General features: G+C 38.5%; 32 protein-coding genes and 1 riboswitch. Of the genes, 7 read left to right on the top strand and 25 right to left on the bottom strand.

Features of this window, described 5'->3' with window-relative positions; genetic code table 11:
- The first annotated feature begins 12 nt into the window (after nt 1-12).
- Nucleotides 13-873 (top strand): DUF421 domain-containing protein, encoded by an 861-nt coding sequence (locus BSO02S_RS02365; protein WP_066061832.1) that lies wholly within the window; start codon nt 13-15, stop codon nt 871-873.
- A gap of 57 nt (nt 874-930) precedes the next feature.
- Here the strand turns inward: BSO02S_RS02365 and BSO02S_RS02360 are convergent, their stop codons facing one another.
- The 3 genes from BSO02S_RS02360 to BSO02S_RS02350 all read right to left on the bottom strand — a co-directional run bounded on the left by BSO02S_RS02360 (nt 931) and on the right by BSO02S_RS02350 (nt 3,129).
- Nucleotides 931-1,899, bottom strand: coding sequence for a DMT family transporter (locus BSO02S_RS02360; RefSeq protein WP_066061829.1), 969 nt, complete (start codon nt 1,897-1,899; stop codon nt 931-933).
- Between the two features lie 56 nt (nt 1,900-1,955).
- On the bottom strand, nt 1,956-2,147 hold the full coding sequence (locus BSO02S_RS02355; RefSeq protein ID WP_066061825.1) for a hypothetical protein: 192 nt from the start codon (nt 2,145-2,147) through the stop codon (nt 1,956-1,958).
- A gap of 166 nt (nt 2,148-2,313) precedes the next feature.
- The gene (locus BSO02S_RS02350) at nt 2,314-3,129 is read right to left on the bottom strand and encodes a YitT family protein (protein WP_084374854.1); all 816 of its coding nucleotides are present in this window, start codon (nt 3,127-3,129) and stop codon (nt 2,314-2,316) included.
- 187 nt (nt 3,130-3,316) lie between these two features.
- Nucleotides 3,317-3,508: riboswitch (Lysine riboswitch) on the top strand.
- A 106-nt stretch (nt 3,509-3,614) separates the two neighbouring features.
- Here BSO02S_RS02350 and BSO02S_RS02345 point away from each other — a divergent pair.
- Nucleotides 3,615-5,096: an amino acid permease gene (locus BSO02S_RS02345; protein WP_066061819.1), complete on the top strand. Its 1,482-nt coding sequence runs from the start codon at nt 3,615-3,617 to the stop codon at nt 5,094-5,096.
- 82 nt (nt 5,097-5,178) lie between these two features.
- On the opposite strand, the gene BSO02S_RS02340 is transcribed toward BSO02S_RS02345, so the two are convergent.
- From BSO02S_RS02340 to BSO02S_RS02325, 4 genes are all read right to left on the bottom strand, one after another.
- A complete protein-coding gene (locus BSO02S_RS02340) occupies nt 5,179-5,448 on the bottom strand; it encodes a hypothetical protein (protein WP_066061816.1) in 270 nt (89 codons plus the stop codon).
- Nucleotides 5,449-5,451: 3 nt separating this feature from the next.
- Nucleotides 5,452-5,835, bottom strand: a complete 384-nt coding sequence (locus BSO02S_RS02335) for an SHOCT-like domain-containing protein (protein WP_066061813.1) — start codon at nt 5,833-5,835, stop codon at nt 5,452-5,454.
- The gene (locus tag BSO02S_RS02330; protein ID WP_066061810.1) at nt 5,836-6,207 is read right to left on the bottom strand and encodes a DUF2089 domain-containing protein; all 372 of its coding nucleotides are present in this window, start codon (nt 6,205-6,207) and stop codon (nt 5,836-5,838) included.
- Between the two features lie 196 nt (nt 6,208-6,403).
- Complete coding sequence (locus BSO02S_RS02325; protein WP_066061809.1) at nt 6,404-6,622, bottom strand: helix-turn-helix domain-containing protein; 219 nt, start codon at nt 6,620-6,622, stop codon at nt 6,404-6,406.
- A gap of 154 nt (nt 6,623-6,776) precedes the next feature.
- Between BSO02S_RS02325 and BSO02S_RS27430 the strand changes: the two genes are divergently transcribed.
- Nucleotides 6,777-6,950 (top strand): hypothetical protein, encoded by a 174-nt coding sequence (locus BSO02S_RS27430; protein ID WP_169802710.1) that lies wholly within the window; start codon nt 6,777-6,779, stop codon nt 6,948-6,950.
- A 61-nt stretch (nt 6,951-7,011) separates the two neighbouring features.
- Here the strand turns inward: BSO02S_RS27430 and asnS are convergent, their stop codons facing one another.
- The gene (gene asnS / locus BSO02S_RS02320) at nt 7,012-8,403 is read right to left on the bottom strand and encodes an asparagine--tRNA ligase (RefSeq protein ID WP_066061805.1); all 1,392 of its coding nucleotides are present in this window, start codon (nt 8,401-8,403) and stop codon (nt 7,012-7,014) included.
- Nucleotides 8,404-8,719: 316 nt separating this feature from the next.
- On the opposite strand from asnS, the gene BSO02S_RS02315 reads away from it, so the two are divergent.
- Complete coding sequence (locus tag BSO02S_RS02315; RefSeq protein ID WP_142303710.1) at nt 8,720-8,950, top strand: hypothetical protein; 231 nt, start codon at nt 8,720-8,722, stop codon at nt 8,948-8,950.
- Nucleotides 8,951-8,971: 21 nt separating this feature from the next.
- Here the strand turns inward: BSO02S_RS02315 and BSO02S_RS02310 are convergent, their stop codons facing one another.
- Nucleotides 8,972-9,439 (bottom strand): GNAT family N-acetyltransferase, encoded by a 468-nt coding sequence (locus BSO02S_RS02310; RefSeq protein ID WP_066061802.1) that lies wholly within the window; start codon nt 9,437-9,439, stop codon nt 8,972-8,974.
- A 186-nt stretch (nt 9,440-9,625) separates the two neighbouring features.
- On the opposite strand from BSO02S_RS02310, the gene BSO02S_RS02305 reads away from it, so the two are divergent.
- Entirely contained in the window at nt 9,626-9,760 is a 135-nt protein-coding gene (locus BSO02S_RS02305) for a BA3454 family stress response protein (protein ID WP_066061797.1), read from the top strand.
- Between the two features lie 51 nt (nt 9,761-9,811).
- On the opposite strand, the gene helD is transcribed toward BSO02S_RS02305, so the two are convergent.
- Nucleotides 9,812-12,136, bottom strand: a complete 2,325-nt coding sequence (gene helD / locus BSO02S_RS02300; protein WP_066061795.1) for an RNA polymerase recycling motor HelD — start codon at nt 12,134-12,136, stop codon at nt 9,812-9,814.
- A gap of 389 nt (nt 12,137-12,525) precedes the next feature.
- Between helD and BSO02S_RS02295 the strand changes: the two genes are divergently transcribed.
- Complete coding sequence (locus tag BSO02S_RS02295) at nt 12,526-13,059, top strand: YceI family protein (RefSeq protein WP_066061792.1); 534 nt, start codon at nt 12,526-12,528, stop codon at nt 13,057-13,059.
- A gap of 58 nt (nt 13,060-13,117) precedes the next feature.
- On the opposite strand, the gene BSO02S_RS02290 is transcribed toward BSO02S_RS02295, so the two are convergent.
- The 3 genes from BSO02S_RS02290 to BSO02S_RS02280 all read right to left on the bottom strand — a co-directional run bounded on the left by BSO02S_RS02290 (nt 13,118) and on the right by BSO02S_RS02280 (nt 15,804).
- Entirely contained in the window at nt 13,118-14,257 is a 1,140-nt protein-coding gene (locus BSO02S_RS02290) for an anti-sigma factor (protein ID WP_066061789.1), read from the bottom strand.
- Complete coding sequence (locus tag BSO02S_RS02285; protein WP_066061785.1) at nt 14,254-14,748, bottom strand: RNA polymerase sigma factor; 495 nt, start codon at nt 14,746-14,748, stop codon at nt 14,254-14,256. Before BSO02S_RS02285 ends, BSO02S_RS02290 begins: the two co-directional genes overlap by 4 nt.
- A 114-nt stretch (nt 14,749-14,862) precedes the next feature.
- Nucleotides 14,863-15,804: an ATP-grasp domain-containing protein gene (locus BSO02S_RS02280; protein ID WP_066061782.1), complete on the bottom strand. Its 942-nt coding sequence runs from the start codon at nt 15,802-15,804 to the stop codon at nt 14,863-14,865.
- Between the two features lie 259 nt (nt 15,805-16,063).
- On the opposite strand from BSO02S_RS02280, the gene BSO02S_RS02275 reads away from it, so the two are divergent.
- On the top strand, nt 16,064-17,005 hold the full coding sequence (locus BSO02S_RS02275; RefSeq protein WP_066061779.1) for an urea transporter: 942 nt from the start codon (nt 16,064-16,066) through the stop codon (nt 17,003-17,005).
- A gap of 47 nt (nt 17,006-17,052) precedes the next feature.
- Here the strand turns inward: BSO02S_RS02275 and BSO02S_RS02270 are convergent, their stop codons facing one another.
- From BSO02S_RS02270 to BSO02S_RS02215, 12 genes are all read right to left on the bottom strand, one after another.
- Entirely contained in the window at nt 17,053-17,268 is a 216-nt protein-coding gene (locus BSO02S_RS02270) for a hypothetical protein (RefSeq protein ID WP_066061776.1), read from the bottom strand.
- An 83-nt stretch (nt 17,269-17,351) separates the two neighbouring features.
- On the bottom strand, nt 17,352-18,176 hold the full coding sequence (locus tag BSO02S_RS02265) for an urease accessory protein UreD (protein WP_066061773.1): 825 nt from the start codon (nt 18,174-18,176) through the stop codon (nt 17,352-17,354).
- A gap of 1 nt (nt 18,177) precedes the next feature.
- Nucleotides 18,178-18,789: an urease accessory protein UreG gene (ureG, locus tag BSO02S_RS02260; RefSeq protein WP_066061770.1), complete on the bottom strand. Its 612-nt coding sequence runs from the start codon at nt 18,787-18,789 to the stop codon at nt 18,178-18,180.
- A 23-nt stretch (nt 18,790-18,812) separates the two neighbouring features.
- The gene (locus tag BSO02S_RS02255) at nt 18,813-19,499 is read right to left on the bottom strand and encodes an urease accessory protein UreF (RefSeq protein ID WP_066061767.1); all 687 of its coding nucleotides are present in this window, start codon (nt 19,497-19,499) and stop codon (nt 18,813-18,815) included.
- Nucleotides 19,489-19,947 (bottom strand): urease accessory protein UreE, encoded by a 459-nt coding sequence (ureE, locus tag BSO02S_RS02250; RefSeq protein WP_066061763.1) that lies wholly within the window; start codon nt 19,945-19,947, stop codon nt 19,489-19,491. Before ureE ends, BSO02S_RS02255 begins: the two co-directional genes overlap by 11 nt.
- Nucleotides 19,948-19,957: 10 nt before the next feature.
- Complete coding sequence (gene ureC / locus BSO02S_RS02245) at nt 19,958-21,670, bottom strand: urease subunit alpha (RefSeq protein WP_066061760.1); 1,713 nt, start codon at nt 21,668-21,670, stop codon at nt 19,958-19,960.
- A complete protein-coding gene (gene ureB, locus BSO02S_RS02240) occupies nt 21,667-21,990 on the bottom strand; it encodes an urease subunit beta (RefSeq protein ID WP_066061965.1) in 324 nt (107 codons plus the stop codon). Before ureB ends, ureC begins: the two co-directional genes overlap by 4 nt.
- A gap of 33 nt (nt 21,991-22,023) precedes the next feature.
- A complete protein-coding gene (locus tag BSO02S_RS02235; RefSeq protein WP_066061758.1) occupies nt 22,024-22,326 on the bottom strand; it encodes an urease subunit gamma in 303 nt (100 codons plus the stop codon).
- A 163-nt stretch (nt 22,327-22,489) separates the two neighbouring features.
- Nucleotides 22,490-22,978 carry a L,D-transpeptidase family protein gene (locus BSO02S_RS02230; protein ID WP_066061755.1) on the bottom strand — a complete coding sequence of 163 codons (489 nt, stop codon included), beginning with the start codon at nt 22,976-22,978 and terminating at the stop codon, nt 22,490-22,492.
- Between the two features lie 111 nt (nt 22,979-23,089).
- Nucleotides 23,090-24,592, bottom strand: coding sequence for an aminotransferase class V-fold PLP-dependent enzyme (locus BSO02S_RS02225; RefSeq protein WP_066061752.1), 1,503 nt, complete (start codon nt 24,590-24,592; stop codon nt 23,090-23,092).
- 165 nt (nt 24,593-24,757) lie between these two features.
- Complete coding sequence (locus BSO02S_RS02220; RefSeq protein WP_066061749.1) at nt 24,758-25,105, bottom strand: hypothetical protein; 348 nt, start codon at nt 25,103-25,105, stop codon at nt 24,758-24,760.
- 152 nt (nt 25,106-25,257) lie between these two features.
- Nucleotides 25,258-25,992, bottom strand: coding sequence for a polysaccharide deacetylase family protein (locus tag BSO02S_RS02215; protein ID WP_066061746.1), 735 nt, complete (start codon nt 25,990-25,992; stop codon nt 25,258-25,260).
- Between the last annotated feature and the right edge of the window lie 25 nt (nt 25,993-26,017).

The raw sequence follows: 26,017 nt of genomic DNA, 5'->3' as shown, positions 1-26,017 counted from the left end.
AGGTGAGAAACAATGCCAGGATGGACTTATATCATAATGAGGTCATTAATCTTCTTACTGCTTTTATTTATTACCACGAAAATACTCGGAAAGAAACAAATTTCAGAGCTTTCTTTCTTTGAGTACATTGGTGGCATTACAATTGGAAGTATAGCAGGTGAAGTGGTTACAGGGCTGGAAAGTAATATGTTTCATGGTGGATTGGCTATAGCTGTATTTGGAGCGGTTACTTATTTTGTTAATTATTTTTCAATGCAAAGTAAAAAATTCCGCGATGTGGTCGAAGGGAAAGGAACCGTTATCATTAAAGACGGTAAGGTATTAGAGGAAAATTTAAAGAAAGAAAGATATACAATCGATGAGTTATCAGCCTTGCTTCGGCAAAAAGATATTTTTAGAATAGCGGACGTTGAATTTGCCGTAATGGAAACTCGAGGAAATGTGAGTGCATTATTAAAAAAGGAAAATCGCCCACTTACACCAAAAGATTTACAAATGAAAATGGCGAATGAGAAAGAACCGCAAACGATTATTATGGATGGAAATATCATCGATGAAGCATTAAGGTGGTCTGGAAAGGGCAGAGGCTGGCTATATACTGAATTAGAAAAACTAGGTGTTACACTTGATAATGTTTTTCTCGGTCAAGTGGATTCATATGGAGAGATCACAGTTGACCTTTACGATGATCAAATTCAGGTACCAACACCCGCACAACGACCGCTTTTATTGGCAACACTTAAAAAGACTCAGGCGGATTTAGAGATATTTTCACTTGAGACAGATTGTGTAAAATCAAAGGCAATGTATAAGAAAAATGCTGCACTCATACAAGAAGCAATCGACAAACTTACTCCATTTCTAATTGGATAATAACTTTAAGGAAAAAAATCCTTATCAATGGAGATTGATAAGGATCACGTTTTTTTGCTAGGCACCTACTTTTCTCCCATTTGGAATCTCTCTTTTATGTGAAATATAACTGTGAAGTAACATCCCAGACATCACCAAAAACATACCGCTCCACGATACAGCAGTCGGGAATGCCGAATTTAACAAGGCTAACTCCCCTATTAGGGCAAATAAAACTTCCATTGATTGTGTTGCCTCAACAGCGGCGAGTTTTTGCATGTTTCCTCTGACAAGATCTGTGGCTTTAAAGAAAAGAATCGTTGCTATCACTCCAGATGTAATGGCAACAAGGCCCGACTGGATGGTTTGCCCGATACTTGGCAGTCCCTCATGTACAAGGCCATAAATAGATAATAAGATCCAGAAAGGCAGGCTCGCGATTGTCATCCCTAAAACACGTTGAAAGACATCAAGGCGGCCGCCGCACACCTCCATCATTTTTCGATTACCTAAGGGATAGGCAAACGATGCAACGACAACTGGTAATACCCCAAAGGATAAAGCGGTAATAGTTAGATGATTGGCTTGTTCCAACTGCATTAAGATAATTCCTAGCAAAATAATTAATGACATGGCTAGACCTTTGACAGGAATTTTCCCTTTTAAGTGGATGGGTCCTTTTTCAGTCATGACTGTTTCGTAAAAAAGGGGTGCTAGCAAGGAACCAGAGATAATTGTAATCTGCCAGGTTGCGGCAATCAGCCATCCAGGGGCAAAGCCTGCAGAAAAACAAATCGGTGCATAAAACAATCCGAACCCAATGGAGCTCCAAAGAACCCATGTCACTAATGATTTTCTCATTTCCACAAATAGCGGTTTAAGATTTTTCCTACCAAGCACGATAACGAACAGAAAAGGAACCATAAAGAAATACCTTAAGGAGGCACTCCAAATCCAGCTGCCTCCTGCTAGGTCCATCGAGCGGTTTAGGACAAATGTAAATGCGAAAAAAAAAGCGGCAAATATGCCTAAAATGATTGGCTGCATTGTTGCTAATCTCCTTCTTCCTTCATTTTTAATATGTTTATAGTGATATTTCCCTTTCAATGATGTTTAAATCGGATAAGTATCCCGCTTATAAGAATCGGCACAAGCGACATATAGGTAACAGAACCAGTTCCAACAAAAATCAATTTTATTAAACAAACCACATTTAGAATATCTCCGAGATTGGCAAACATCTGCCCAAACCAAAGAAACCGGAAGGAAGTCTGTTTTCCGACAAAATTGGACATATAGCACCCTCACTTTTATTAAATTTTATTTATAAAAGTAAGGGTTTTTACATCTGACTGCCTCCAATTACGATCAATTTCATTTTTTTAGTATATCAGATTTCTGAATTATTTGTTAACTATATTCATGAAAAAAAACAAGAATAACCCCATTTCTGGGGTTATTCTATTGTGGACTTGGCCTGTGAAACAGTCCCATTACTTCAATCGTTTCTGTGATATTAACAAAAGAAGTTGGATCTACCTCACTTATGAGATTTTTCACCTCATTCAGCTCGTACCTTGAAATCACCGTAATTAAAACGTTTCGTTTGTCATTCGAATAACCGCCCACTCCATCCATGATAGTTAAGCCACGATACAAATTCGTCAACAAATGCTCTCTCATTTGGTCGCCTTTTTCAGTAATAATCATTAGTGTTAATTTAGCATGGTCTGTATAGATCGCATCTACCACTTTACCAGTCACATAAATGGAAACTAATGTATTAAGTGCGGAATCCCAATTAAATAAAAAGCCGCTAATAATAATTACAACTGCGTTCATCCCCGAAAGTAATGTACCGATTGGAAAATCACGTTTCCTTGATACTATCATCCCGATAATATCAAATCCCCCTGTTGAGCCCGAACACCGAAACACGATTCCTACCCCAAGGCCCGTTAAGGCACCGCCAAAAATCGATGATAATATCGTATCTTTTGCAATTTCATGGACTGGAACCAAATAAAGCCCTAGGGAGATAATAACTACGGAAAGAATTGAATTCCTGATAAACTTTTTCCCAAGCATTTTATACCCAATAAATAATAGCGGAAAGTTTAACAGTAAATTTGCCAATCCAGTGTTAATTGGGGTAATCATTCCAAAAATCATTGAAATTCCACTAAGTCCGCTGCTTAATACCTGATGAGGAATTAAGAATAGATTGAATCCAACCACTACAATGAGGGAACCAAGTATTAATCCAAGAATCTGCATCGTATTTTCCTCCTGCTGCCTGTATATCATTTCTTTTAAAAAATAATACAGATTCTCTAGCGCATTGTAAAATTAATAGTTTTTTACAATAATATTCAATTGTCTGCAAATTTACCCATTGACATTTTTAAATTATTATTTATACTATAGAAATATATTAATTTAATATGTTAAATCCTCATCAAACCGATGAGGTAGAGGTCGCGGTTTTTATCAGTAAGGCGGACGAGATGTGAGAGACATCCCTGACTCCGTTTGAAAGGAAAAGCTGCCGAAGTGTGCTTTCATCTCTTTAAAAAGCATGCTGGGGCTGTCTCCGAATAGGAACAGAACTGTCACGTTTGGACCTACCAGCCATACGTGTTGAGCTATCTTTCGGAAGGTATGATGCGGGGTATTGATAATGCCATCGAATTCTACTTCGATGGCATTTTTTATTATTCCAAACTCCTTCTCGAAAAAAAGACAAAAAAGGAGTCATGACAATGCAAACAGCTCGAGTAATAAAAGAAAATGAATACGATGGTGAATTATCACCGAAAAAGGAAACAACTGAATTAAAGCGGGGCTTAAAAGCCCGTCACCTGACAATGATTTCCCTCGGAGGAACGATTGGAACTGGTCTGTTTCTAGCAAGTGGCGGTGCTATCCATTCAGCAGGGCCAGGGGGTGCGATTCTTTCCTATCTCGTTATTGGTGTAATGGTTTACTTTTTGATGCAAGGCCTGGCAGAAATGGGCGCCTATATGCCTGTTGCCGGAAGCTTTAGTACCTACGCGACCAAATTTGTCGATCCATCTCTTGGTTTTGCACTAGGCTGGAACTATTGGTATAACTGGGCAATAACCATTGCCGCAGAATTAGCCGCTGTAACGATGATAATGAAATTCTGGTTTCCTCACACGCCTTCTTTCATATGGAGCGGCATTTTTTTGGCCATTATGTTTCTATTAAATTATCTGTCTGTTAAAGGATTTGGGGAAGCGGAATATTGGTTTTCCTTAATTAAAGTCGTAACGGTAATTATTTTTATCATTACTGGAACTCTAATGATATTCGGTATCATGGGAGACGAAGCAATTGGCTTCAAAAACTTTACAATTGGTGATGCCCCCTTCCATGGCGGTTTTATGTCGATGCTAGGTATCTTTATGGCTGCTGGCTTCTCCTTCCAAGGGACAGAGCTATTAGGTGTTGCTGCTGGTGAAACGGAGGATCCAAAGAAAGCCATTCCACGTGCTGTCAAACAAGTATTCTGGCGAATTCTTTTATTCTATATTCTAGCCATTTTAGTAATCGGACTTCTTATTCCATATACAAATGCTAATTTAGCAAATGGGGATGTTACCGTAAGCCCCTTTACACTTGTTTTTCAAAAGGCAGGAATCGCTTTCGCTGCCTCTATCATGAATGCAATTATCTTAACAGCTGTATTGTCAGCAGGAAATTCTGGAATGTATGCTTCGGCACGGATGCTTTGGAACTTGGCGCGTGAAGGTAAAGCACCAAAATTTCTAGGTAAGTTAAATAAAAATGGCGTACCAGTAAATGCATTATTGGCAACAACCTTAGTAGGCACCCTTGCTTTCCTTGCTTCTTTCTTCGGTGACGGAACTGTATATGTATGGTTATTAAATGCATCAGGAATGTCAGGCTTTATCGCATGGCTCGGGATCGCAATTTGTCATTATCGGTTTCGTAAGGCCTTTGTTGCCCAAGGTAAGGATCTTAGTTTGTTACCGTTTAAATCAAAATTCTTCCCATTTGGTCCGATATTCGCCTTTTCTGTCTGTGGATTTGTGGTTTTAGGGCAAAACTATACAGCCTTCATGGGCGGCCATATCGACTGGAACGGTGTGCTGGTTTCTTATATTGGCCTGCCGCTTTTCTTAATATTATGGCTAGGTTATAAATTCTCGAAAAAAACCAAGGTTATTCCATTAGAGAAATGCGATTTAACAAATTAACTAATTTTGAAAAAGCACGCGAAATCGCGTGTTTTTTCTTAAATTAAAAAAAAGGCATTATCCCTAAATTTCGGATAATGCTTTACAACTTGACCGTCACTTCAGTGCCATCGTTTAATTTTGTATCAACCAACGTTAACCCTTTATGCTTCACTAATGCCTTAAGCAGTGGTTTTAGGTCTTTCCTTTCTATTTGGGGGACTACGAATTTCCTACCATCTCTTTCAATTGCCTGGTTTACAAAACGATTAAATTTTTTTGAAGTAATAACAGTACTAACTATATTTAAGACTGGATACGGAACAGGTACCGTAAACCTTTTATCCCTTACCTTTACACGGACCTTAAGCATCGGTTACTCAATCACTACGAACACTTTATCGCCATTTGCCGAGGTGATATCGACAATTTGTCCGTCTAATTCATTTTCGATGGCTTCAATTAAGAGGTCTACGTTAATATCCTTTACGTATTTTGCTGCTTCGGGAATTTTTTCAGCGATATTCGTTCCCACTTTTAGTACTGCCTTGACCAAATTAATTGGCAGATTTACGTTTACATTGTCACCTTTCTCTGAGGTTACTCGGATTTTTAACATTTTGTTACCGTAAGGGATTTCTTTTTGTAGTTTCACAGGCTGGTCCTTCCCCTGCAATACATTAATCAGCTCAGTTGCTTTTTCCTTATCCAGCTTCCCTTCTTCAACCATTGTTAACACCCTTGAGATTTCTTCCTTCATTTACGCTTCCCCCTCTTTTAATAAGTGAATGGCCTCTTCAGCAGTAATTTCACCTTTTTCCAGCATAGAAACAATTTTCCGTTTATCGATTTCTGTCTTTTTGTTTATTGCAAATCCAAGAGAAGAAATAATATCATCCAATTTTCCTCGAACAGTTGGATATGAAATACTTAATTCTTTTTCAACTTCTTTAATATTTCCACGGCATTTTAGGAAAATCTCGATAAAATGGAGCTGTTCCTGACTTAGAGCTGCTAATTTTGAAAACTGAAATTCATTTTCCACTGTGGTTTGGCAATGGGTACATTGTAACTTCATAATTTTTAATTGCCTACTGCACACAGGGCAATTTGTAATAACCGGATATGACATTTATTTCTCCTTTCCTTCTTTAACCATATAATACATCATTTATCCAAATATTTAAATATAAATATTTAAATATTTCATTAAATTAAAACAAAAAATTAATTTTATTTATCATATAATTAATTTTGTTAAACCTGATATTTTTTCGCTTATAAAAACAAAAAAAGCAGACTCATCATTCGAGTCTGCTTTTTCAAGTTTATGCTTCTTCTGCCGTCCAAACATATAAATCTTCAATTCGGCAATTTAATTCTTTGGAGATTGTCATCGCATTATTTAAATTCATAACTCTCTTTGACAAGTAGTCATCGAGCTGATTCCTGGGTATATTTGTATTTCTTTCCAAACTATCCAGGTCCATTCCTTTTTTTGCTAATAAATCTTTGAGGTTACTCTTTTTTGCTTTAAAATTTGTCAAAACGACACCTCACTTTTATTTAGCATATCATAGTTAGGTAATAATTCAAAATGAATGGCTTTATCTTTCTCTATTCCTATTATCAGATGTAGTTACATAGTAGTTCATTCATTTGTGTTATACTAAGTATGGGAATTTAAAAGGGGTGTTGAATTTGAAAAATGCAAATAATCGATACAAATCCGGTCAGACTGTTAATATTATTGAAACGGGAGAGGCCGTCACTATCTTGAAATGGCAGTATGTAAAAAATATGAAGAGATATTCTTATATCGTTAAAGAGCACCCGGAAACTTTTTATTTCGAGGAAGAATTACAAGATCTTTAAAATGAAGTTTGCAGAACAAGAAGAAGACCAATTCAACGAATTGGTCTTCTTCCTATTTGATTTAAAATTCTGCATTTCCTGGTGTTCTTGGGAATGGGATAACGTCTCTAATGTTTGACATACCTGTTAAATACATAATTAAGCGCTCAAAACCAATCCCATAGCCCGAATGTTTTGTACCGCCGTATTTTCGGAGTTCCAAATACCACCAATAATCTTCCTCATTCATTCCAAGATCTTTAATTTTTCCAGCCAATACTTCTTCCCGTTCTTCACGCTGGCTGCCGCCAATCAATTCACCGATTCCAGGCACAAGTAAATCCATAGCAGCAACTGTTTTATGATCCTCATTTAATCTCATATAGAAGGCTTTAATTTCTTTTGGATAATCAGTGACAAATACTGGGCGTTTGAAGACCTTTTCGCATAAATAACGTTCATGCTCCGTTTGCAGGTCAACTCCCCATTCCACCGGGTAAGCAAAGGTTTCACCTGATTCTAATAGCAACTGGATTGCTTCCGTATACGTCACACGGCCAAAGTTCGCATCATGTGCACTAGTAAGACGGTCTAACAAGCCCTTTTCAATAAAGCTGTTAAAGAAAGTCATTTCCTCAGGAGCCTGTTCCAACACGTACCCTATTACATATTTCACCATTTCTTCAGCTAAATCCATAATGTCCGGAAGCTCAGCAAAGGCAAGTTCTGGTTCAATCATCCAGAATTCAGCTGCATGCCTCGCTGTATTTGAGTTCTCTGCTCTAAAAGTCGGTCCAAACGTATAAACATTCCGAAATGCTAACGCAAATGACTCAGCCGAGAGCTGTCCGCTAACAGTCAGATTCGTTTCTTTATTAAAGAAATCCTTAGTTAAATCCGTTTTACCTTCTTCATTTTTTGGCGGATTGTCCATATCGAGTGTCGTCACTCGGAACATTTCCCCCGCTCCTTCGGTATCACTGCCAGTGATGATTGGTGCGTGTACATACACATATCCCTTATCTTGGAAAAACTTATGAATCGCATAAGAAGCAAGTGATCTTATCCGAAAAACAGCTGAGAATGTATTAGTTCTTGGTCTCAAATGCGCAATTGTTCTTAAGTATTCAAATGAATGCTTTTTCTTTTGTAATGGGAAGTCAATGTTGGACATCCCTTCAATCACAATGTTCGTTGCTTTAATTTCAAACGGCTGCTTTGCTTGAGGAGTATGAATAAAATCTCCCTCAACCTTAATGGATGAACTAATCGGCAGCTTGGCAATATCCTTAAAATTCTCCAATTGCTCATCAAATACAATCTGCACCCCTTTAAAAAAGCTGCCATCATTTAATTCAATGAACCCAAAGGTTTTGGAATCGCGAATTGTCCGGATCCATCCAGATAACTGTACCTTCTTCTCAACGTAACTCTCTGTATTTCTGTACAAATCCTTGATTAAGGCCTGTTTCATTGCTTTTCCTCCTAAATCTATGTATAACGTTCACCTAACTGATCGTCGGGTCTTGTCCTGCCCCGTGGCCGTTAGTGGATAAATAAAAACCCCCCATCCCAAATGGGACGAAAGGTAAATTCTGCAGTCTATCACCGTTTTTCTTTTATCCCCTCAATATTATATAAAATACCTATCAAAGAAGCAATTATCTATAAAAATTCCTAGCAAATTAGCCGTCATTTTTTTAAAAATTTTCAGAATATTAGCAGGAAAAAATTAGAATGTGGTCGAATTAATTAAGAAAGGCTCGTTTCATGATTGGGGAGGTTTCTTTGTGGACAAGGTTACTTGTATTGCTTATCTTCTGTACAAGTCATCTAAGAATCAAGACATCAGAGAAAAAGCCATTCAATTATTGAATGGCGATGTGTCAATTCGCGAATTAAAAAGAAATGTTTCGATTCAAGCCCATCTAGTCATTGCAGAATCCTTACTTAAGAAGAACAAAGTAGATAAAAACCAAGTGCAGCTGTTTGCTGAGGAATTTATGAGTGTTGAGGTTTAAAGCTTCCTTTTGGAAGTTTTTTTAACCTAGTTGTTTTTGATAGCAATTAATTACACTTCCATTCTTTAATGTTGTTGTTTTATAAAAGATAAATCCTATCGATTCCCAGAAACGTATTGCTTTTTTATTTTCGATCAAAATGCCAATTCGAACATGGTTTAACCCCCGCTTAGACATCTCATATTCATATGTTTCATATGCCTGTGCACCAAAACCATATCCTTGATAATCACCATGAATCATCAACAAACCAAGCCACGGATAATGGTCGTTTGGATTTTCAAGCAAGTAATCAATGATGCCAATATAGGTATCATCAAGTTTAATAAAAGCACTGACTGTTTTAGAATTTAAGAATTCTTCCTCCATTTCGGCAAGTGTCCTTGTCTCTCTACCGTTATCATAAAGATTAAATTCTGGGTTCGAGTTAAGGATTTCAAGTGCAATATACAGTGTTTCTTTTTTTACCTCTTCAAAATACATCGACATCGTTTATCTCCCTTTGCTTCATATTCTTGGAACAATTATACCAAACCGGAAGCTTAAGTTGGTAACAATTGCCGGGCATTGAACGTCATATTTATTAAGGTGCATTAATACAATGAATCGTTGTGAATTTTTAATTTAACATAAAGAAAACCAACAAATTTCGATTATAGGAAAAGGTGATTTAATATGGTACAAGTAGATGTAGCAGTAACTTTCGAAGGAATAAGCTATTTGACGAATGTCATTGCCAATCAGGATACATCCGCCGAAGAAATATTGCAGCTTGCTTTTGAACAAGTTCAAAAACAATGGAAAAAGTAAGATAGTTTTTTGACTATAAAAAACAGCAGCTGGATGGCTGCTGTTTTTCAGTTATTTAAGCCCATATGCATCCTTTGATACGGCTGCCAAGAGTGGACTGATTTCATCTGACGCAAACATATACAATTCATGCATAGCTCGAGTACAAACAGTATAAAATAATTTCCGTTCACTTTCTTTTTTATAATGGGAGCAATCGTAAAGGATAACCGCATCGAACTCAATCCCTTTAGCAAGATAGGACGGAATAACAAGACTTCCTTTTTCATATGAAACCGTCCCTTTCTCGATTAAATGAAGTGGAACGTCCTCTTTAAGTGCTTTATATACTACTTTACTTTCGGCAGCTGTCCTGCAAATAACCGCAATAGTCCGATGTCCATCGCGCTGATATTCTTTTATTTTTTCAAGAATTAAATGATTAATCCTCGTCTGGTTTGCCCGTTCGATTGTTGGCTTCCTGCCTTGACGGTTAAATGGTTCTATTTTTTCGCCGCCGACAATTAAACCACTTGTGAATTCAACGATTTGCCTTGTTGACCGATAGGTTTTTGTTAACACAAACGATTCAATATCCTTATCACTCATGTCCAAATCCGTTAACACAGTCGCAGAACCTGTTGCCCCCGAAAAGATTGCTTGATTGAAATCACCAAGCAGGGTCATTTTGCTATACGGAAAAAGCGTTTGGATAAAAGCAAACTGGAAGGGTGAATAATCCTGTGCTTCATCAATAAAAATATGGCGAATGGCCGTATTCGATTTCCGGCCTTCAAATAAATCTTGTAAGTATACGTATGGTGTGGCATCCTCATATGGAATGACCATATTGTTTATCTTGTTTACTGTAAAACTGCAAATCTGATCCCAGTGATCCGGAAGAGATTCATCTGACCTCTCCACATCTTCAAATAAGTGCAAATAAATTTGCGGCATATCGATGAATTTTAATTTTTTTACTCTCGAAAATAATGGCCTGAATTTTTCTTTAACAACTATTTCCGCTAACAACTTTTGCTCTTGTTCAAAATCATCAAAAGTATTTTCGGTAAATTGATTTTTTTCCTGGAGTTTTTTGAATGCCTCCATAAAGTCTTCTTTTTCGAGAAATTGAAGCTCTTCCTCGACCCAACTTCTAGAACGTTCCCGTTTCACGGCCCGTCTTAACTCCCTTAATAACCATTCCTTGACGAGCTGAATTCGGTTTGGAATAGAATAGCTTGCCTCTAACGAATAAAAATAATTATGAATATCCCTTTTGGAGATTAATACATCCCCTCTAAAGGATAAATCCTTAAAGATTAGGCCTTGAATGGAAAATCCGGAGGCATACCGATCAATGATTTTTTTAAATTCAAGGCTAGCTTTAAAGCGGATTCCCTCGATTCTTGTTAAATATTCTTTATCATCTTTCCCGCCCAGCAAATACTCCATTTGCGTAAAAGGATCTTCGACATCGAACTCTTTCCCAAGTCTATTGTTTAAGTATTCCTGAAAGGTGGATTGCTGCATATTTTCTTCGCCAAGCTCAGGCAGCACGGTGGCAACATAGCTGTTAAAAAGTGGGTTCGGTGAAAAAAGCATAATATTTTCAGAGTTCAATGTTCCACGGTACCGATACAACAAGTAGGCTGCTCGCTGCAGAGCGGCAGAGGTCTTACCGCTTCCTGCTGCTCCCTGGACAATAAGTATTTTACTTCGCTCATTCCGAATAATCTCGTTTTGTTCACGTTGAATAGTTGCGACAATACTTTTCATTTGCGTGCTTGCATTGCTTCCGAGTACTTCCTGAAGCATTTCATCACCAATGGTTACACCAGTATCAAACATTGCTTTAATTTCCGAAGCCCTAATCATAAATTGCCGTTTTAACGTCATTTCCCCTTCAATGATTCCTTCAGGAGTGTGATATTGAGCTGGACCTGGAGAGTAGTCATAATAAAGACCCGATATAGGTGCACGCCAGTCATAGATTAAAAAATTTTCGTCCTGTTCATCCATTAATGAAGCAATCCCCAAATAGACGTGATCAGCGGAGTTTTCCCCGTTTTCCAAAAAGTCGATTCTACCAAAGTAAGGAGAATATTTTAACCTAGCCAAAGTTTTGAGATGTTTATCCAAATGTTTATGTGTCCGCTCACGTTCTGAAAGCAATTCAGCCTGCTGCTTAATAACAGCTGCCGTTTCAATCATATCATCCGGTTCATCTATATTAACAGTGACATCCTCCCAAAAGGTTTTGCGAATCTCGAGAACGTCTGAGCGTACCTTTCCGGTATTTTTCATAAGGTTTTTTACCTTTTGATCAATTTCTTTAACAACCGAACTAACTCTCTCTTGTTCCAATTGCCAGTCTTTTTTTTGTAAATCACTCATTAGACCACTCTCCAGATAAAATTTAGTTTCAATTGCTTGACAATCCAAAACCAAATGTGATAATGTTATTATAGGATATTAGTAAATATGTAAAAATTTAACCTTTTGTGCCAATAGTCATTTTATCATGCTCCCTCTTTATTTTCAAGAGGAAAATATTATATGTAAACTGCAAACGCCATTTCGGCGTTTTTTTATTGGCAAGAATCCGTCTTCATGCCCCTTCCCTTCATTATACCCACTACCTGTAAAAGTACTTTTAGTGTAAAACAAAAAAGTTAGTAAAAAACAATTGACAAAATAGTGGCAATCAACATATAATTTACCTTGAATTAAGTTATTTTAATTTCAAGATAAATATTTTTAAAACAAATTGGAGGGAAAATAAAATGGCAAAGACAAAATGGGCACTTGATCCATCACACAGCAGTGTAGATTTTTCTGTTCGTCACATGATGATCGCCAACGTGAAAGGTACATTTAACAGCTTTAACGCAACAATTGAAGCAGATCCAACTGATTTAACGTCTGCAACCATTGAATTCTCTGTTGAAACCGGAAGTGTGGATACTCGCAATAAAGATCGTGACGGTCACTTGGTTTCTGGAGATTTCTTTGATGTCGAAAATCACCCAACAATGACCTTCAAAGCAACAAACATCGTAAAAACAGATGATGGTGAATATAATGTAACTGGCGATTTAACACTTCGTGGTACAACAAAATCAGAAACATTTGCAGTAACTTTCGAAGGTCAAGGTAAAGATCCGTGGGGCAATGAAAAAGTTGGCTTCAGTGCAGAAGGTACAATCAACCGTTCTGACTATGGTCTAGTTTGGAATGCAGCCCTTGAAACCGGCGGCGTCCTTGTTGCTGAAAAAGTAAAAATCAGCCTGCAGCTTCAAGCAGCAAAAGCTGAATAATTTCTCATTATAACGGAGGCTGTTCCCTTTGAATCAGCCTCCGTCTTTGTATTCTTTTTTAATGCATTGCCCCGCTTACCGGGCGCTCATACCAGTTCCAAAGTTCCACCTCACCCAGTGAAGCAAACTTAATTTGCTCCATATCCTTTAGCTGTAGAAATTCCTTTGTTGGCCCCGTTAAAACGACCCCGTAGACTTTCACACCATTCTTTTTGATATATTGATAGCGAGTTTTAAGCGAGAGCTCCCTGGATGTAATTTCCATACTTTGAACGGTCTCTTCATTTTCAGCCAAAAGCTGTATCAACTTTTTCACTCGCTGCTCTTTCGTATAATTTTTACTTTCAGTTTCCTGGTCCAAGCTAAAAAGACTCCGAAAGCCTAAAACCTGCCCTGCCCCAAGGTATGGATCTTCTTGATTAGATTCCCCTGTATCAACCGCATACCATATCGGCATTTTATGTTCATCAAGAAATACTTTTGACAGTATTCCATCCATTTCATTAATGGTATAAGGTTTATCAAATGATAGAGCAACCTCCGAAACGGTACCCTCAGGCAGTTTATTTAATGCATTCCAAAATTCATCGTTCCAATGATTTAGATCAGCATCATCTTTTAAAGAAGGATTGGCAAAATACAAATTTAAATCATATTGTCCTCCAACCCAAAGTTTTTCAACATTATTCACCTTACTAAACAAATGAGACACCTTTAATTGCCCTACCGGTTTTCCACCCCCACCAATTTGTTTTACTAAATCCATATCGTTTTCCATTCGAAAAAATGAATTCCTTCTCATACTTCCACCCTGTGAATGAACATTTGGAAGCAAGCTCTCTACTGCTGCAGTTTCAACCGTATTAATCTTTTCTAACGTTTCCCCGCTATAGTAGAATTGGGAGGAGATTGTGCCAATAATCATAATGAAAACAATGACTGCAGCAATAAACAAGGTTTGTGAAAACCGTTGTTTCCATTTAGCCTTCCTTAATGAACCTTTAAAATAAATAGGCTGAATACGATCATTTTTCTTTTCCTGTTTTGATTCCGGCTCAGCTTCCTCCAACTGCTGATTTAGGAATTTCGTGCATGCTTCACAATCTTCCATGTGCAGTTCTAATTGACTTTGTTCTTCTTCCGTCGCCTTGCCGTTTAAGTATTTTTCCCAAAGGGCTTTCCTATCAGGACATGTCATTTCAGTTTCTCCCTCGCTTTCTTCAGTTCAATTCGCCCGCGGAACAGATCCATTTTTATTTTCCCGAGAGTATACCCCGTCATTTCTGCAATTTCCTGATAGCTGAATCCATGGAAATCCCTAAGTATTAGGATATTTTGTATGGCTACCGGCAATAACGTTAAATCTTTTTTCCATTCATAAATTTCATTGGTGGCCATGAATTGTTGTTCTGTGCTTTTTACGGCAGGTAATTGCCACTCCTGTATATCCTGCGGAACCGTGCGTTTCTCCTTCCGATACCAATCAATAAAAGCGTTATAGGCAATCCTGAATAGCCACGGGCGTACCTCATCCCCACGATAGCTATCAAGATGAATCAGAGCTCTATAAAAGCTTTCCTGCACTAAATCCTCTGCGGCTTCTTTTTGTCTGGTTAGGGAGAGCATGTAATAAAACAAATCATTCATATACAATCGATATATTTCTTCAAAACTATAATTCTTTTTCATGTCTCCCCCTTTCAACACATCAACGAATTAGGAAAAAGAAAGTTTCAAAGTTATTTAAAAAATATATTTCATTAGAAAAAGTAAAGCCCTCCAATCACGGAGAGCTTTACTACCCTAATTAACTATTTTATCTAGTTCTTCCTGCAGAAACTTGGCGAGCTCAAGCATGCCGAATTTCCCCATCTTTGTTTCCGCATCCGAATTGTAGTTTGTATTTGTATTGATATCATAAGTATAAATATCACCCGCTGAATTTCGAATAAATTCGATCCCGGCAACTTGAATTTGGTTGGCAGCAAGGAACTGCTCATATTTATTAAGGATTGGGTCTGAAAAGCCTTCAATAATTTCAAATTTTGTTTTTTCTTCTTTTTCTTCTCCCACTGGACAAAATAAATCACCGATTTGGCAGGCATCAGCTGGGCATAGTTGGAAGCCCTCCGAAGTATCCACTTTCACTGCGTAGACGAATTTCCCGCCAACAAATTCACAACGTGTAATAACACTCTCCGGTGCTTGAATATACTCTTGAATTAAGGTAATTCCGTCCACTGGATTTTCGAATGCGGGTCCTTCTACATAGTTTTTCAACCCATTAATGGTTTGAAACAACTGGACTCCAAGCCCTTTTCCTGCACGATTATGTTTGGTAATAAACGGTATATCCGAAAATTCAGCTGCTGCTTCTAGGATTTGCCCCTTCCCCACTGCAGCAATTGACCGTGGTGTTAGGATGCCAAATTTATTTAGTTCTAAATATTGGACTACCTTACTAACCTCAAGTTGAAGTGCCCGGGCACCATTAACTACCTTTCGCTCATGAGTCTCAAGCCAAGCAAGAACCTGTGCGGTAAACTCCGGTGCAAAGCGGTGCCCCCTTGTATGTGAGGAGGCACTCATACGGTTATAGAAAACCCCTTCCGGCGGTTCTTTTGATAAATCAAGACGCCCTCTATCCAGATGCCACTCTTCATAAGGCACTCCTAGTTCATCGAGACGCTTTGTTAAATGAATGGTCCATTCGCTATTTTCGTGGATGATATATACTTTTTTCAATGAAATGTCTCCCCTCAAACTGTACTTGCACTGTTCGTCTACAGGCAGTCTCTAGTAAACTGCCTTATTTCCTATAGCTTCCTAGTATCATTATTTTAAAATTCAATTAGCGATTTGTGAAGTGGTTCAGACAAAGTTATTCGAAACATGGTCATAATTCTCTATTTTTAAGGAAAATTAAAGAGTAGGGTTAACAAGCGAAGTACATAATTCCATCTTAACATTATTCTTTAAAATGCTAACAAGGGAGTGGTAATAAATTCATACCAGGGTAGGTAAGATAATTAGCAGAGAAATACTTAATTGGTTAATATCTTCATCTCTAAAAGGAATTTCTCAAATTATTTTGATTGAAAATGCTGTCACTGGATTCATAATATTAATGGCGATAATGGTGTCTTCCCTGCCTATGGGAATTATTGCCCTTTTATCATCCATCACTGGTACGCTAATTGGAAAATTAGGGGGTGCAGATGGAAAGATTGTTAACCAAGGAATTTATGGTTATAACTCAGTGCTGACCGGAATGGCCCTTTCCTTGTTTTTAAAAGGCGATAACCGCTGGATTATTGCCTTAGCTGGGGCTGCAATCGCAGCCATATTTACAGCAGCAATGATTCATATCATGAGACAAGTTGGACTCCCAGTTCTCACTTTTCCTTTTATTATCTTAACATGGTTTTTATTGCTGACTGCTTACCGATTAGTTTCATTTAAGATTGACCCTAAACTTGCACCACAATCGTTAGCAAATTGGACATTAAATATAAAAGGCGAGACAAATTGGCTTGACGGAGCTGTTAATGGAATGGGGCAAATTTTCTTCCTTGATAATAACTGGTCAGGAATTTTGCTTTATATTGCCGTATTTTGGGCAGGGTGGAGATTCGGGCTCTATGCAATTATAGGAAATGGAGCAGCATTGCTGACGTCATATGCACTCGGGGGAGAACACAGCTTGATATTTATGGGGTTTTATGGATACAACGCAATCCTAACCATGATCGCAGTAGCTAATGTTTTTAAAGAGGGCCATCGATATGCACTTTTATATGGCATTTTGGCAGCTTGTTTAACTGTTCCCATTACGGCCAGTATTGTTACCTGGCTTTTACCATATGGACTTCCTGCACTGACAATGCCTTTTGTATTTTGTACATGGCTTCTTCTCGGTGCAATGAAATCCCTTCGGTCTATTTGATGAAAAAAACAAAGCATCCCGGACCGAGGTAAAGGAGCTTTGTTTCATTATACTAGGTGACCTTTCATCATTTTAAAAACCTTCGACTCAACTGCATCGAGAAAATCTTCTTCATGCTTTTGCTTTGGATGGGGATGATACCAATGTATTTTATCACCATGGACCATCCCCTTATAATCATGACCTTGTATCCTTAAAGAAAAGTGAGGGCGTTCATGTACTTGCCCTTTGAATAGATGGTATACTTTAAATTTTTCAAACATAAATTAACCCCCTTTTATATTTCTATAAGAGTTTTTCCATTTCCATAATGATCTATTCGCAGGGCTAAATCCAAAAGCTATGATTAATATTTTCTAAGGAAGCTTGGTTCTGTATTAAACCATTTCTGACTAACCATACGGTGGAATTCAGAAAAAAGTTTTTCAATTACTTGTGTCGAATTAGCTAACACACGGATAGTCAATCCTGGAACTGAAAGTAAAGATAGTCCAAGTCTATATTCATCTGAATTCATATCAATCGCCAAATATAACTGATCAAGCAGGGAACTGTTCGTTTGCTTCCCTACTACAATCATGGAACCTAAATGCGAAAAACCTTCCATGAATCCAAGTCCCTTCATATTTTGTGTAGCAGGATTTAATCTAATATGGTCATAAACCACTAATTCATTATCCACGTAGATCTCATTTAATAACTGGACCGCTTGATAGCTAAATCGTTCGCCGTCTGGTGACCAGCCTGGAGTGACAATATCAGAATAAAGGAAAGTAGCTGTTTTATCCATTCGAATCACATTTTTTTGTTTGTATTTTGCATTTTGGTAGGCAATCAGTGGATCTGGGAGATACTCAAGATAACTTCCCGGTTGAAGGGATATCTCTGCTTCTTGATAGGCAAAATTGTTCGGTGTTTTATACACTTTTGTAGCAGACTGTGTTGTTAGCGTTAGCTTAGCCTTTTCCGCAAGTGAGATTTTCATTTGATAGCGATCCCCATCTAAATACCCGCCGCCCGGGTTTAATAAATAATAACAAGCTTGGCCAGATTCATCATGGTAAATAGGGCGCATAACTTTTAATGCGCCCTGAAAATATACTTTCTTTGCGACCGTTTTTCCTTTTCTGTCTTCCACTTCTAAGTTTAATGCACCCGTCCAATCCCCCATCTTAGGCCAATCCTTTTAATAGTGCATTTTGCTTTAACCAATCGATAACATCATCAAGACCTGTGTTGTCTTTTAAATTGGTAAAAGCAAATGGTTTATCCCCGCGGAAAGTTTTTGTATCTGATTCCATGATCTCAAGACTTGCTCCCACATGCGGTGCTAAATCCGTTTTATTAATGACAAATAAATCGGATTTAATCATTCCCTGTCCGCCTTTTCGCGGGATTTTTTCTCCCTGGGCAACATCAATAATGTAGATAGAAAAATCAACTAATTCCGGGCTGAATGTTGCCGCTAGATTATCTCCGCCGCTTTCTACAAAAATAAGTTCTAAATCCGGATGTTTTTCTTTTAATTCATCTATTGCTGAAAAATTCATGGAAGCATCTTCGCGAATGGCAGTATGCGGACATCCCCCTGTTTCGACACCTATAATTCGATCCGCGGGGAGTACGCCATTTTGGATTAAAAATTTAGCATCCTCTTTTGTATAAATATCGTTTGTAACCACAGCCATACTTATTTCATCATTAAAATGACGAGTTAATTTTTCCACTAGCATTGTTTTTCCTGCACCAACAGGGCCTCCAACACCGATTTTAATCGGTTCCATAAAAACACACTTCCCTTTCTCATTTATGACATAAAAATACGAATATTAATTCGCTCATGCATCATTTGTGACAACTCTAAACCAGGTGAGACAATACCAAAATCTTCTTCATCTAATTGCCCAATTGTTGTAGTGGCCTTGGCTAAATCACCTTGAATTTGGTGAATAATTTTTTGTCCGGCTGTCTGCCCTAACGGGATTGCCCGGACAGCATTTTGGACAAGACTGGAAACAACAGAATACAGGTAAAACAAAGTGGTCTCGGCTTTTGAAACCTTAAGGTATTGTGCAATCATCGTAAAAACAATCGCTGGATGGCCAAAAGATTGCTTGGCACCAATCCTTTTTCTGTAAATTGAAAGTATGGGGGCATCATATAATGACTCGACAAGATTTAACATCCGCTCGCCGATTCTTTGCGTGCCTTCCCTCGTTTCACGGGGTAAATTTTGCACTGTCAATAAACGGTCCAACTTCCACACTTTCTGAAGAGACTCCTCCTCCAACGCTTGATAAACAAGGTGACATGCCAGCCCATCTGAAAAGATGAGTTGCTCATTCAAATACACCCGAAGCCACTCGGAGAATGTTTCTTGATTATGTACTTTATTCTCTTGAATATAACTTTCAAGACCGTAGGAATGACTAAAGGCCCCGGTTGGAAAGTTGGAATCACAAAGCTGTAGTAATGAAAGGATACTATTCTCCATGACTATGTCCAATATGACGAAACGCTTGCTTCACCTTGCGTTCTTCCCGTTTATAGGGTATTTGCAGCTCCTTTAAAAGCTCTTCTACAAGATAGTCGTATTGAACCATCATCTCGTCATTTGCAAATTGGGCAGGCAGGTGTCGATTTCCTAATTGATGGGCAATCGTGCCCATTTCTGTTAAACTGCGCGGACTAATGACGATTAAGTCATCGGCGACAACGTCAATCACAATCATATTATGTTCATCCATATACAATATATCGCCCGCAACCAGGTCCCGTGGATCTTTTAATCGAATACCAATTTCCCGGCCATGGTCTGTTTTAACACGTTGAATCCGTTTCACTAAATGAGCACTTTCAAGGTAAACCTTTTCAATATGACGATTGATTAGCTCTTCTTTTTCCAAACTTTCAATATTTGTTTCGATTCTTTCAATAATCAATACCTTCACCTCAGAATAGGAAATATCGTTGTGCCATTGGTACTTGATCCACCGGATCACATGTGATTAGTTCCCCGTTTACCCGTACCTCGTACGTTTGTGGATCCACAGATAGGTCAGGTGTTTCAGAGTTAAGCTTCATGTCTTTTTTGGTTAATTTTCTAATTCCGTGAACGGGCAGGATTATTTTTTCTAAGCCAAGTTGTTCATGTACTTTCCCTTCAAATGCGGCTTGGGAAATGAACGTGATGGAACTTTTTTGTAATGCTTTTCCATAGGCAGCATACATCGGACGACATATTATCGGTTGTGGGGTTGGAATTGAAGCGTTTGCATCCCCCATCATCCCATATACAATGAAACCACTTTTCAGAACCAATTCGGGTTTAACACCAAAAAACGCCGGTGACCACACCACAAGATCCGCGATTTTCCCTACTTCTATAGATCCGACATGATCAGCGATTCCATGGGTAATCGCAGGATTTATCGTATATTTCGCGATATAACGCTTTGCACGATTATTATCGGATAGCTTGCTATCCCCTTGCATCGAGCCTCTTTGTTTTTTCATTTTATCTGCCACTTGCCATGTCCGAATGACCACCTCGCCAATACGTCCCATCGCTTGTGCATCTGAACTGGTCATGCTGAAAATTCCCATGTCCTGAAGGATGTCTTCAGCAGCAATTGTTTCTTTTCTAATCCGTGAATCGGCAAAGGCGATATCTTCAGGTACTGATGGATTTAAGTGATGGCAAACCATTAGCATATCTAAATGTTCATCGACAGTGTTAACGGTATATGGCAGTGTTGGATTTGTTGAAGACGGCAGAACATTCGTATAGCTGGCTGCCTTGATTAAGTCTGGCGCATGTCCGCCGCCTGCTCCTTCTGTATGATACAAGTGAATAACCCGGTCCTTAATCGCCGCCATCGTGTTTTCAACAAACCCTGCCTCATTCAAAGTGTCTGCATGAAGGGCCACTTGCACATCATATTTATCTGCCACCTTCAATGAATGGTCAATGGCTGAAGGTGTTGCGCCCCAGTCTTCATGAACTTTTAGTCCGATTGCACCTGCTCGTACTTGTTCTGCTAAAGGTTCTTCGGTTGCTGCTTGTCCTTTACCCGTTAATCCTACGTTTATTGGAAGCCCTTCTATTGCTTCAAGCATTCGGTGTATATTCCATTCTCCAGGAGTGACTGTAGTGGCCCTTGAGCCTGCCGTTGCTCCTGTACCGCCGCCAATTAAAGTTGTCATCCCCGCTGTGAGGGCAACATCCACTTGTGCTGGATTAATAAAATGCACATGTGTATCAATTCCGCCTGCAGTCACAATCATACCCTCACCCGCAATAATATCTGTCGAGGCACCGATAATGATATCGACTCCATCCATTACCAGTGGATTTCCGCTTTTACCGATTCCGGCAATTTTCCCGTCACGAATTGCGATATCTGCTTTATAGATTCCAGTGTAATCTAAAATAACCGCATTTGTAATGACTACATCAGGTATGCCATCTCCTCGAGTTACAAGCGGATGCTGCCCCATCCCATCACGAATCACTTTACCGCCGCCAAAAACGACCTCGTCGCCGTAGGTAGTATGATCCTTCTCAATTTGAATAAATAAATTCGTATCTGCAAGCCGAATGGAATCACCAGTAGTGGGTCCGTACATTTGGGCATATTGTTTTCTTGTCATTTTAAAGCTCATTTTCCACACCCACTTTCTACAGAACCATCGGTTTTATTATTAAACCCGTAAACTTTCCTTTCCCCCGCGAAACAGACCAATTCTATTTCTTTTTCATCACCAGGTTCAAAGCGAACGGCAGCACCAGCGGGGACATTCAACCGTTTTCCAAACGCTTTTTCCCGATTGAATTGAAGGGATTCATTTACTTCAAAAAAATGAAAGTGAGACCCTATTTGGACCGGACGATCTCCTGTATTGGTTACCTTCAGTCTTAATTTGTCTCTTCCTTCATTACAAATAATTGGTTCCTCTTTTAAGAATAGCTGCCCAGGTTCCATTTCTATTTCCATTCGTGTACGCCTCCTCCCGATTTATCGTATTGGATCATGGACGGTCACTAGTTTCGTGCCATCCGGAAAGGTGGCCTCTACTTGAATGTCGTCAATGATGTCTGGAATTCCATCCATTACATCTTCACGCCTCAAAATGGTGGCCCCATATTCCATCAATTCTGCTACAGTTCTTCCATCCCTTGCACCTTCTAACACTTCATAGGTGATGTATGCTACTGCTTCAGGGTAATTTAATTTCAAGCCTCTTTCTCTTCTTCTTTTCGCAACATCAGCTGCGACAACAATCATGAGCTTATCAATCTCACGAGGTATTAATTGCATTGCCATGCCTCCTATTAGGAACGAAGTTAATATTAACCTGTAAATTATTACCTATGCCTCAATAAAATTCCCCATTTAAGTTGGATTTTAAACCCTATAAAAAAATAATTAAAAAAAGGCTGATTTACGGCCCTTTTTTGTGTTATTCTATCCACTTATAAATCTAGGGGCGAATACTAACTTTTGTTCCATTGGGTACCATTTCGGCGAGCTGCAGTACATCTCGATTATACATTCTTACGCAGCCATGAGAGACCGCTTTTCCAATCGAACTAGGATTGTTCGTACCATGAATCTCATAGCCTTGTTTTGAAAGGGAAAGCCACAAGACACCAAATGGACCCCCTGGATTATATTCCCGATTAACAATGACAAAATCCCCCGTCGGCGTATGTGTCAGCATTTTTCCAACGGCAATCGGATAAATTTTCACCAGCTTTCCATTATTGTATAATGATAGTCTTCTCTTCCCTACCGATATTTGAATGGAGTAAGGTATGGCACCCGGTTCTGGCAAACCAGGAATTTGAATTTTTTGACCCGCGTGCAAATGGCCAACCCCGGGATTTGCAGCATAAAGACGTTGAAGGCTCACTCGATAATTTACTGAAATAACACCAAGTGTTTCACCAGGCTTAACAATATGAATCATGCTATCCCACCTTTCTCAGATAGCATATGCCCTACCAAGTTAGCCGTTGCTTGTATTGAAATAAGTCCTCTAAAGACAAAATAATTGGTCATTATTGACCATTATAATCCATCATTCGAAGCGAAAAAGTGGCGACATATCTTCTCTAATATGATTTAGATAAAAATAATCATTACTTGCTGCATCATATACATAATCCTTTTTCCAATTGTCAATGTTTATAATAATTTCTTTGATTGCCTTTACAAACAAGAGAATTTCCTCATTTGTCATAATTGGATGTAATGAAAAGCGGACCCACCCCGGTTTATCCGATAAATCCCCTTGATTAATTTTTCCGGTTATCTGCCCGGAGGTTTTCTTATCCAACTGAAATAGATAATGGCCGTAGGTTCCTGCACAAGAACAACCGCCCCTTACTTGAATGCCATACCGATCATTTAGCAAGCGAACGATTAAATTATAATGAATGTTTTCAATTGAAAATGAAATAATACCTAAGCGGTCCCTTATATGACCATCTAATAGATGAAATCCTGAAATTTCTTCTAGATGAGGTAATAATAATTCTAATTGTTCTTTCTCTCTCTTTAAAATATTTTCAACACCCATCCGATTTTTCAAATTTAAGCAAAGAGCCGTTCGAATAGCCTGAAGAATCCCTGGTGTCCCTCCATCTTCCCGTAGCTCGATGTCAGCATAATATTTATGTTCGCCCCAGGGATTTGTCCAAGTAACTGTCCCCCCTCCTGGATGATCCGGAACCTTGTTCGAATATAATCTTCTATCAAAAACCAAAACGCCACTCGTTCCAGGCCCCCCTAAAAACTTGTGCGGTGAGAAAAGTACGGCATCAAGTTTTTCGAGAGGATCAAACGGGTGCATATCAATCGTTTCATAGGGTGCTGATGCGGCAAAGTCAACAAAACAGAGCCCGCCATGTTGATGCATGATTTTCGCTAATTGATGATAGGGTGTTTTGATTCCAGTTACATTCGAGCAGGCCGTAAACGAGCCAATTTTCATTTTACGTTCTTTAAAACGATAGAGGAGCTGTTCCAGTTGTTTTACATCCACTCTTCCATGCGCGTCAGGGCTAAGTACCACCACATCCCCCAGGGTCTCGAGCCAGGAGGTATGATTCGAATGATGTTCCATATGCGTTAAGAAAATAACTGGTCTTTCACTTTCAGATAGCTTCAGACGGTCTTTCCACTTTTCATGTACCCTTATTCCTAATATCCGCTGAAATTTATTGATTACAGCAGTCATCCCAAAGCCATCGAGGATGACGGCATCATACTGATCCGCATTGACATGTTCCTTAATAATATTTTTCGATTGCTTATATATTCCAGTCATCATTAAGCTGGTTATATTTGATTCTGTATGCGTATTTGCCATAAATGGCCCGAATACCTCAGAAATCTTTTGCTCAATTGGTCGGTAAAGACGCCCGCTAGCCACCCAGTCAGCATAAATGATTTTCTTTTTTCCATAAGGAGAATCAAACTCCTGGTCCATCCCGATCACTTGTGAGCGAAACGTTTGAAAATATTCCTCAAGGTTATTAGGAATTCGATAGGTTTTACTTCCAATAGCAGCGGTGATCATTTGTTTCACACCTCACAATTTTAGTCCTGTTAATCAATATATGCAGGACACTTTCATACCGGTCCGCTCCCTCCATCTAAAAAAACCCTTTTATTTTCATAAAAAAACAACCCAATCAGTTAATGGATTGGGTTGCTTACGAAATTTGGCTGGAGAATTAGATTGCTAATAAGTGGTAATCTTTGCAGATTCTTTTCTTGTTACTTCATCAATTTTTTGAATAAACATTTGAAAAACTCTTCTTTTTTCCTCAAGATCACGCATGTATTCTTTCAGTTGATTATAACTCTCCTCAAAAGGTTTATGGTACATATCCCGAATTTTCTCGATAATTTCTTCATTAACCGTCGATTGAATTACTTGCTTGGTGATTCCATATTTATAGGAGTACACTTTCAATTCCTGTGATACTTCATCATATTCATTACCAATTTCAGCAAGAACGACAGAAATATCATCCTTCCACTCATTTAGTGATTTCTGCAAATAGGATTTTGCGATTGTCTCTTCCATATAAACACCTGCCCTAATAGAGTCTAGATTATGATTACACTATTATAACGGGGTTTGATTACATAGAGATTTCTGCTAGTTTACAATATTATTTCTCAAGTAATACTAGCTATAACAAAATCAATTACTTATTTAAAAAGAATCCATTTACTTTATTTAACCTCTACCACCTGCATAAACTCTTTGAGGGTGGTTGAATACTTTACATAAGTTCTCGGAAACAGGTAAGGCTCATCTTTTATCCCGGTTTCAGAAAAAGGCCCCGGTGTGGTAGTCAATCCAAATAAATAGTATTTCTTCGTTTCCTTCACCACCTGTTCATCGCTGTTCCCATATGGATAGGAAAGAGCAATCACCGGTTTGCCTGTTATTTTCTGAATTTTTTCTTTCGACTCTTTTAGCTCATAGGTCCAATTTTTCACCTTCGTCAAATCCGGATGAGTAGCCGTATGTGACTGGACGGAGATTAGACCTGAATCCGCCATCTTTTTAAGATCCGCTTTGGATAACCGGTTTGCATTACCAATAAAATCAGAAATAACAAACATAGTCGCTGTAGGCTTATACTGTTCTGTTTTTAGCTTTTGAAGGATGGCGAAGGCGTTTAGATTATTTTTGTATCCATCATCGAAGGTAATAAAAATCGGTTTGTTTACCTTCTTCCTATCCTGCCAGTGTTCAAAGGTTAATAAGGTATAGCCATGATTTCTTAAGTAGCTCATTTGCTTCTCAAAATTCTCCGGTGTTACATAAAGCTCCTTAGACCCATGTCCATGATATTCCTCAATAGAATGATAAACTAAGATAGGCACTTTCTGCACAGCTGCTGCCGCTTCCGTTCGTCCCAAGATAAGAAGAAACAGAAATAGCAATAAAAACTTTTTCATAGAATTCCTCGCTTTATGTCATTAG

The sequence above is a fragment of the Neobacillus soli NBRC 102451 genome (assembly GCF_001591665.1).
Taxonomy (GTDB): domain Bacteria; phylum Bacillota; class Bacilli; order Bacillales; family Cytobacillaceae; genus Neobacillus; species Neobacillus soli.
This window is presented reverse-complemented; position numbering and strand designations above follow the sequence as displayed.

Coding starts and splice junctions, on each gene's coding strand:
- BSO02S_RS02365 (WP_066061832.1), top strand. CDS start 13: ATGCCAGGATGGACTTATATCATAATGAGGTCATTAATCTTCTTACTG.
- BSO02S_RS02345 (WP_066061819.1), top strand. CDS start 3,615: ATGCAAACAGCTCGAGTAATAAAAGAAAATGAATACGATGGTGAATTA.
- helD (WP_066061795.1), bottom strand. CDS start 12,136: ATGAGTGATTTACAAAAAAAAGACTGGCAATTGGAACAAGAGAGAGTT.
- BSO02S_RS02215 (WP_066061746.1), bottom strand. CDS start 25,992: ATGAAAAAGTTTTTATTGCTATTTCTGTTTCTTCTTATCTTGGGACGA.
- ureG (WP_066061770.1), bottom strand. CDS start 18,789: ATGGAACCGATTAAAATCGGTGTTGGAGGCCCTGTTGGTGCAGGAAAA.
- BSO02S_RS02360 (WP_066061829.1), bottom strand. CDS start 1,899: ATGCAGCCAATCATTTTAGGCATATTTGCCGCTTTTTTTTTCGCATTT.
- BSO02S_RS02235 (WP_066061758.1), bottom strand. CDS start 22,326: ATGCAATTAATACCTCGTGAGATTGATAAGCTCATGATTGTTGTCGCA.
- BSO02S_RS02225 (WP_066061752.1), bottom strand. CDS start 24,592: ATGATCACCGCTGCTATTGGAAGTAAAACCTATCGAATTCCTAATAAC.
- BSO02S_RS02350 (WP_084374854.1), bottom strand. CDS start 3,129: ATGCAGATTCTTGGATTAATACTTGGTTCCCTCATTGTAGTGGTTGGA.
- ureB (WP_066061965.1), bottom strand. CDS start 21,990: ATGGAACCTGGGCAGCTATTCTTAAAAGAGGAACCAATTATTTGTAAT.
- BSO02S_RS02270 (WP_066061776.1), bottom strand. CDS start 17,268: ATGTTTGAAAAATTTAAAGTATACCATCTATTCAAAGGGCAAGTACAT.
- BSO02S_RS02285 (WP_066061785.1), bottom strand. CDS start 14,748: ATGAAAAAGAATTATAGTTTTGAAGAAATATATCGATTGTATATGAAT.
- asnS (WP_066061805.1), bottom strand. CDS start 8,403: ATGAAACAGGCCTTAATCAAGGATTTGTACAGAAATACAGAGAGTTAC.
- BSO02S_RS02310 (WP_066061802.1), bottom strand. CDS start 9,439: ATGTCGATGTATTTTGAAGAGGTAAAAAAAGAAACACTGTATATTGCA.
- BSO02S_RS02265 (WP_066061773.1), bottom strand. CDS start 18,176: ATGGGGGATTGGACGGGTGCATTAAACTTAGAAGTGGAAGACAGAAAA.
- BSO02S_RS02255 (WP_066061767.1), bottom strand. CDS start 19,499: ATGGAGAATAGTATCCTTTCATTACTACAGCTTTGTGATTCCAACTTT.
- BSO02S_RS02290 (WP_066061789.1), bottom strand. CDS start 14,257: ATGACATGTCCTGATAGGAAAGCCCTTTGGGAAAAATACTTAAACGGC.
- ureC (WP_066061760.1), bottom strand. CDS start 21,670: ATGAGCTTTAAAATGACAAGAAAACAATATGCCCAAATGTACGGACCC.
- BSO02S_RS02295 (WP_066061792.1), top strand. CDS start 12,526: ATGGCAAAGACAAAATGGGCACTTGATCCATCACACAGCAGTGTAGAT.
- BSO02S_RS02330 (WP_066061810.1), bottom strand. CDS start 6,207: ATGTCATATCCGGTTATTACAAATTGCCCTGTGTGCAGTAGGCAATTA.
- BSO02S_RS02355 (WP_066061825.1), bottom strand. CDS start 2,147: ATGTCCAATTTTGTCGGAAAACAGACTTCCTTCCGGTTTCTTTGGTTT.
- BSO02S_RS02230 (WP_066061755.1), bottom strand. CDS start 22,978: ATGATTCATATTGTTAAGCCTGGTGAAACACTTGGTGTTATTTCAGTA.
- BSO02S_RS02335 (WP_066061813.1), bottom strand. CDS start 5,835: ATGAAGGAAGAAATCTCAAGGGTGTTAACAATGGTTGAAGAAGGGAAG.
- BSO02S_RS02340 (WP_066061816.1), bottom strand. CDS start 5,448: ATGCTTAAGGTCCGTGTAAAGGTAAGGGATAAAAGGTTTACGGTACCT.
- BSO02S_RS02220 (WP_066061749.1), bottom strand. CDS start 25,105: ATGGAAGAGACAATCGCAAAATCCTATTTGCAGAAATCACTAAATGAG.
- BSO02S_RS02305 (WP_066061797.1), top strand. CDS start 9,626: ATGGTACAAGTAGATGTAGCAGTAACTTTCGAAGGAATAAGCTATTTG.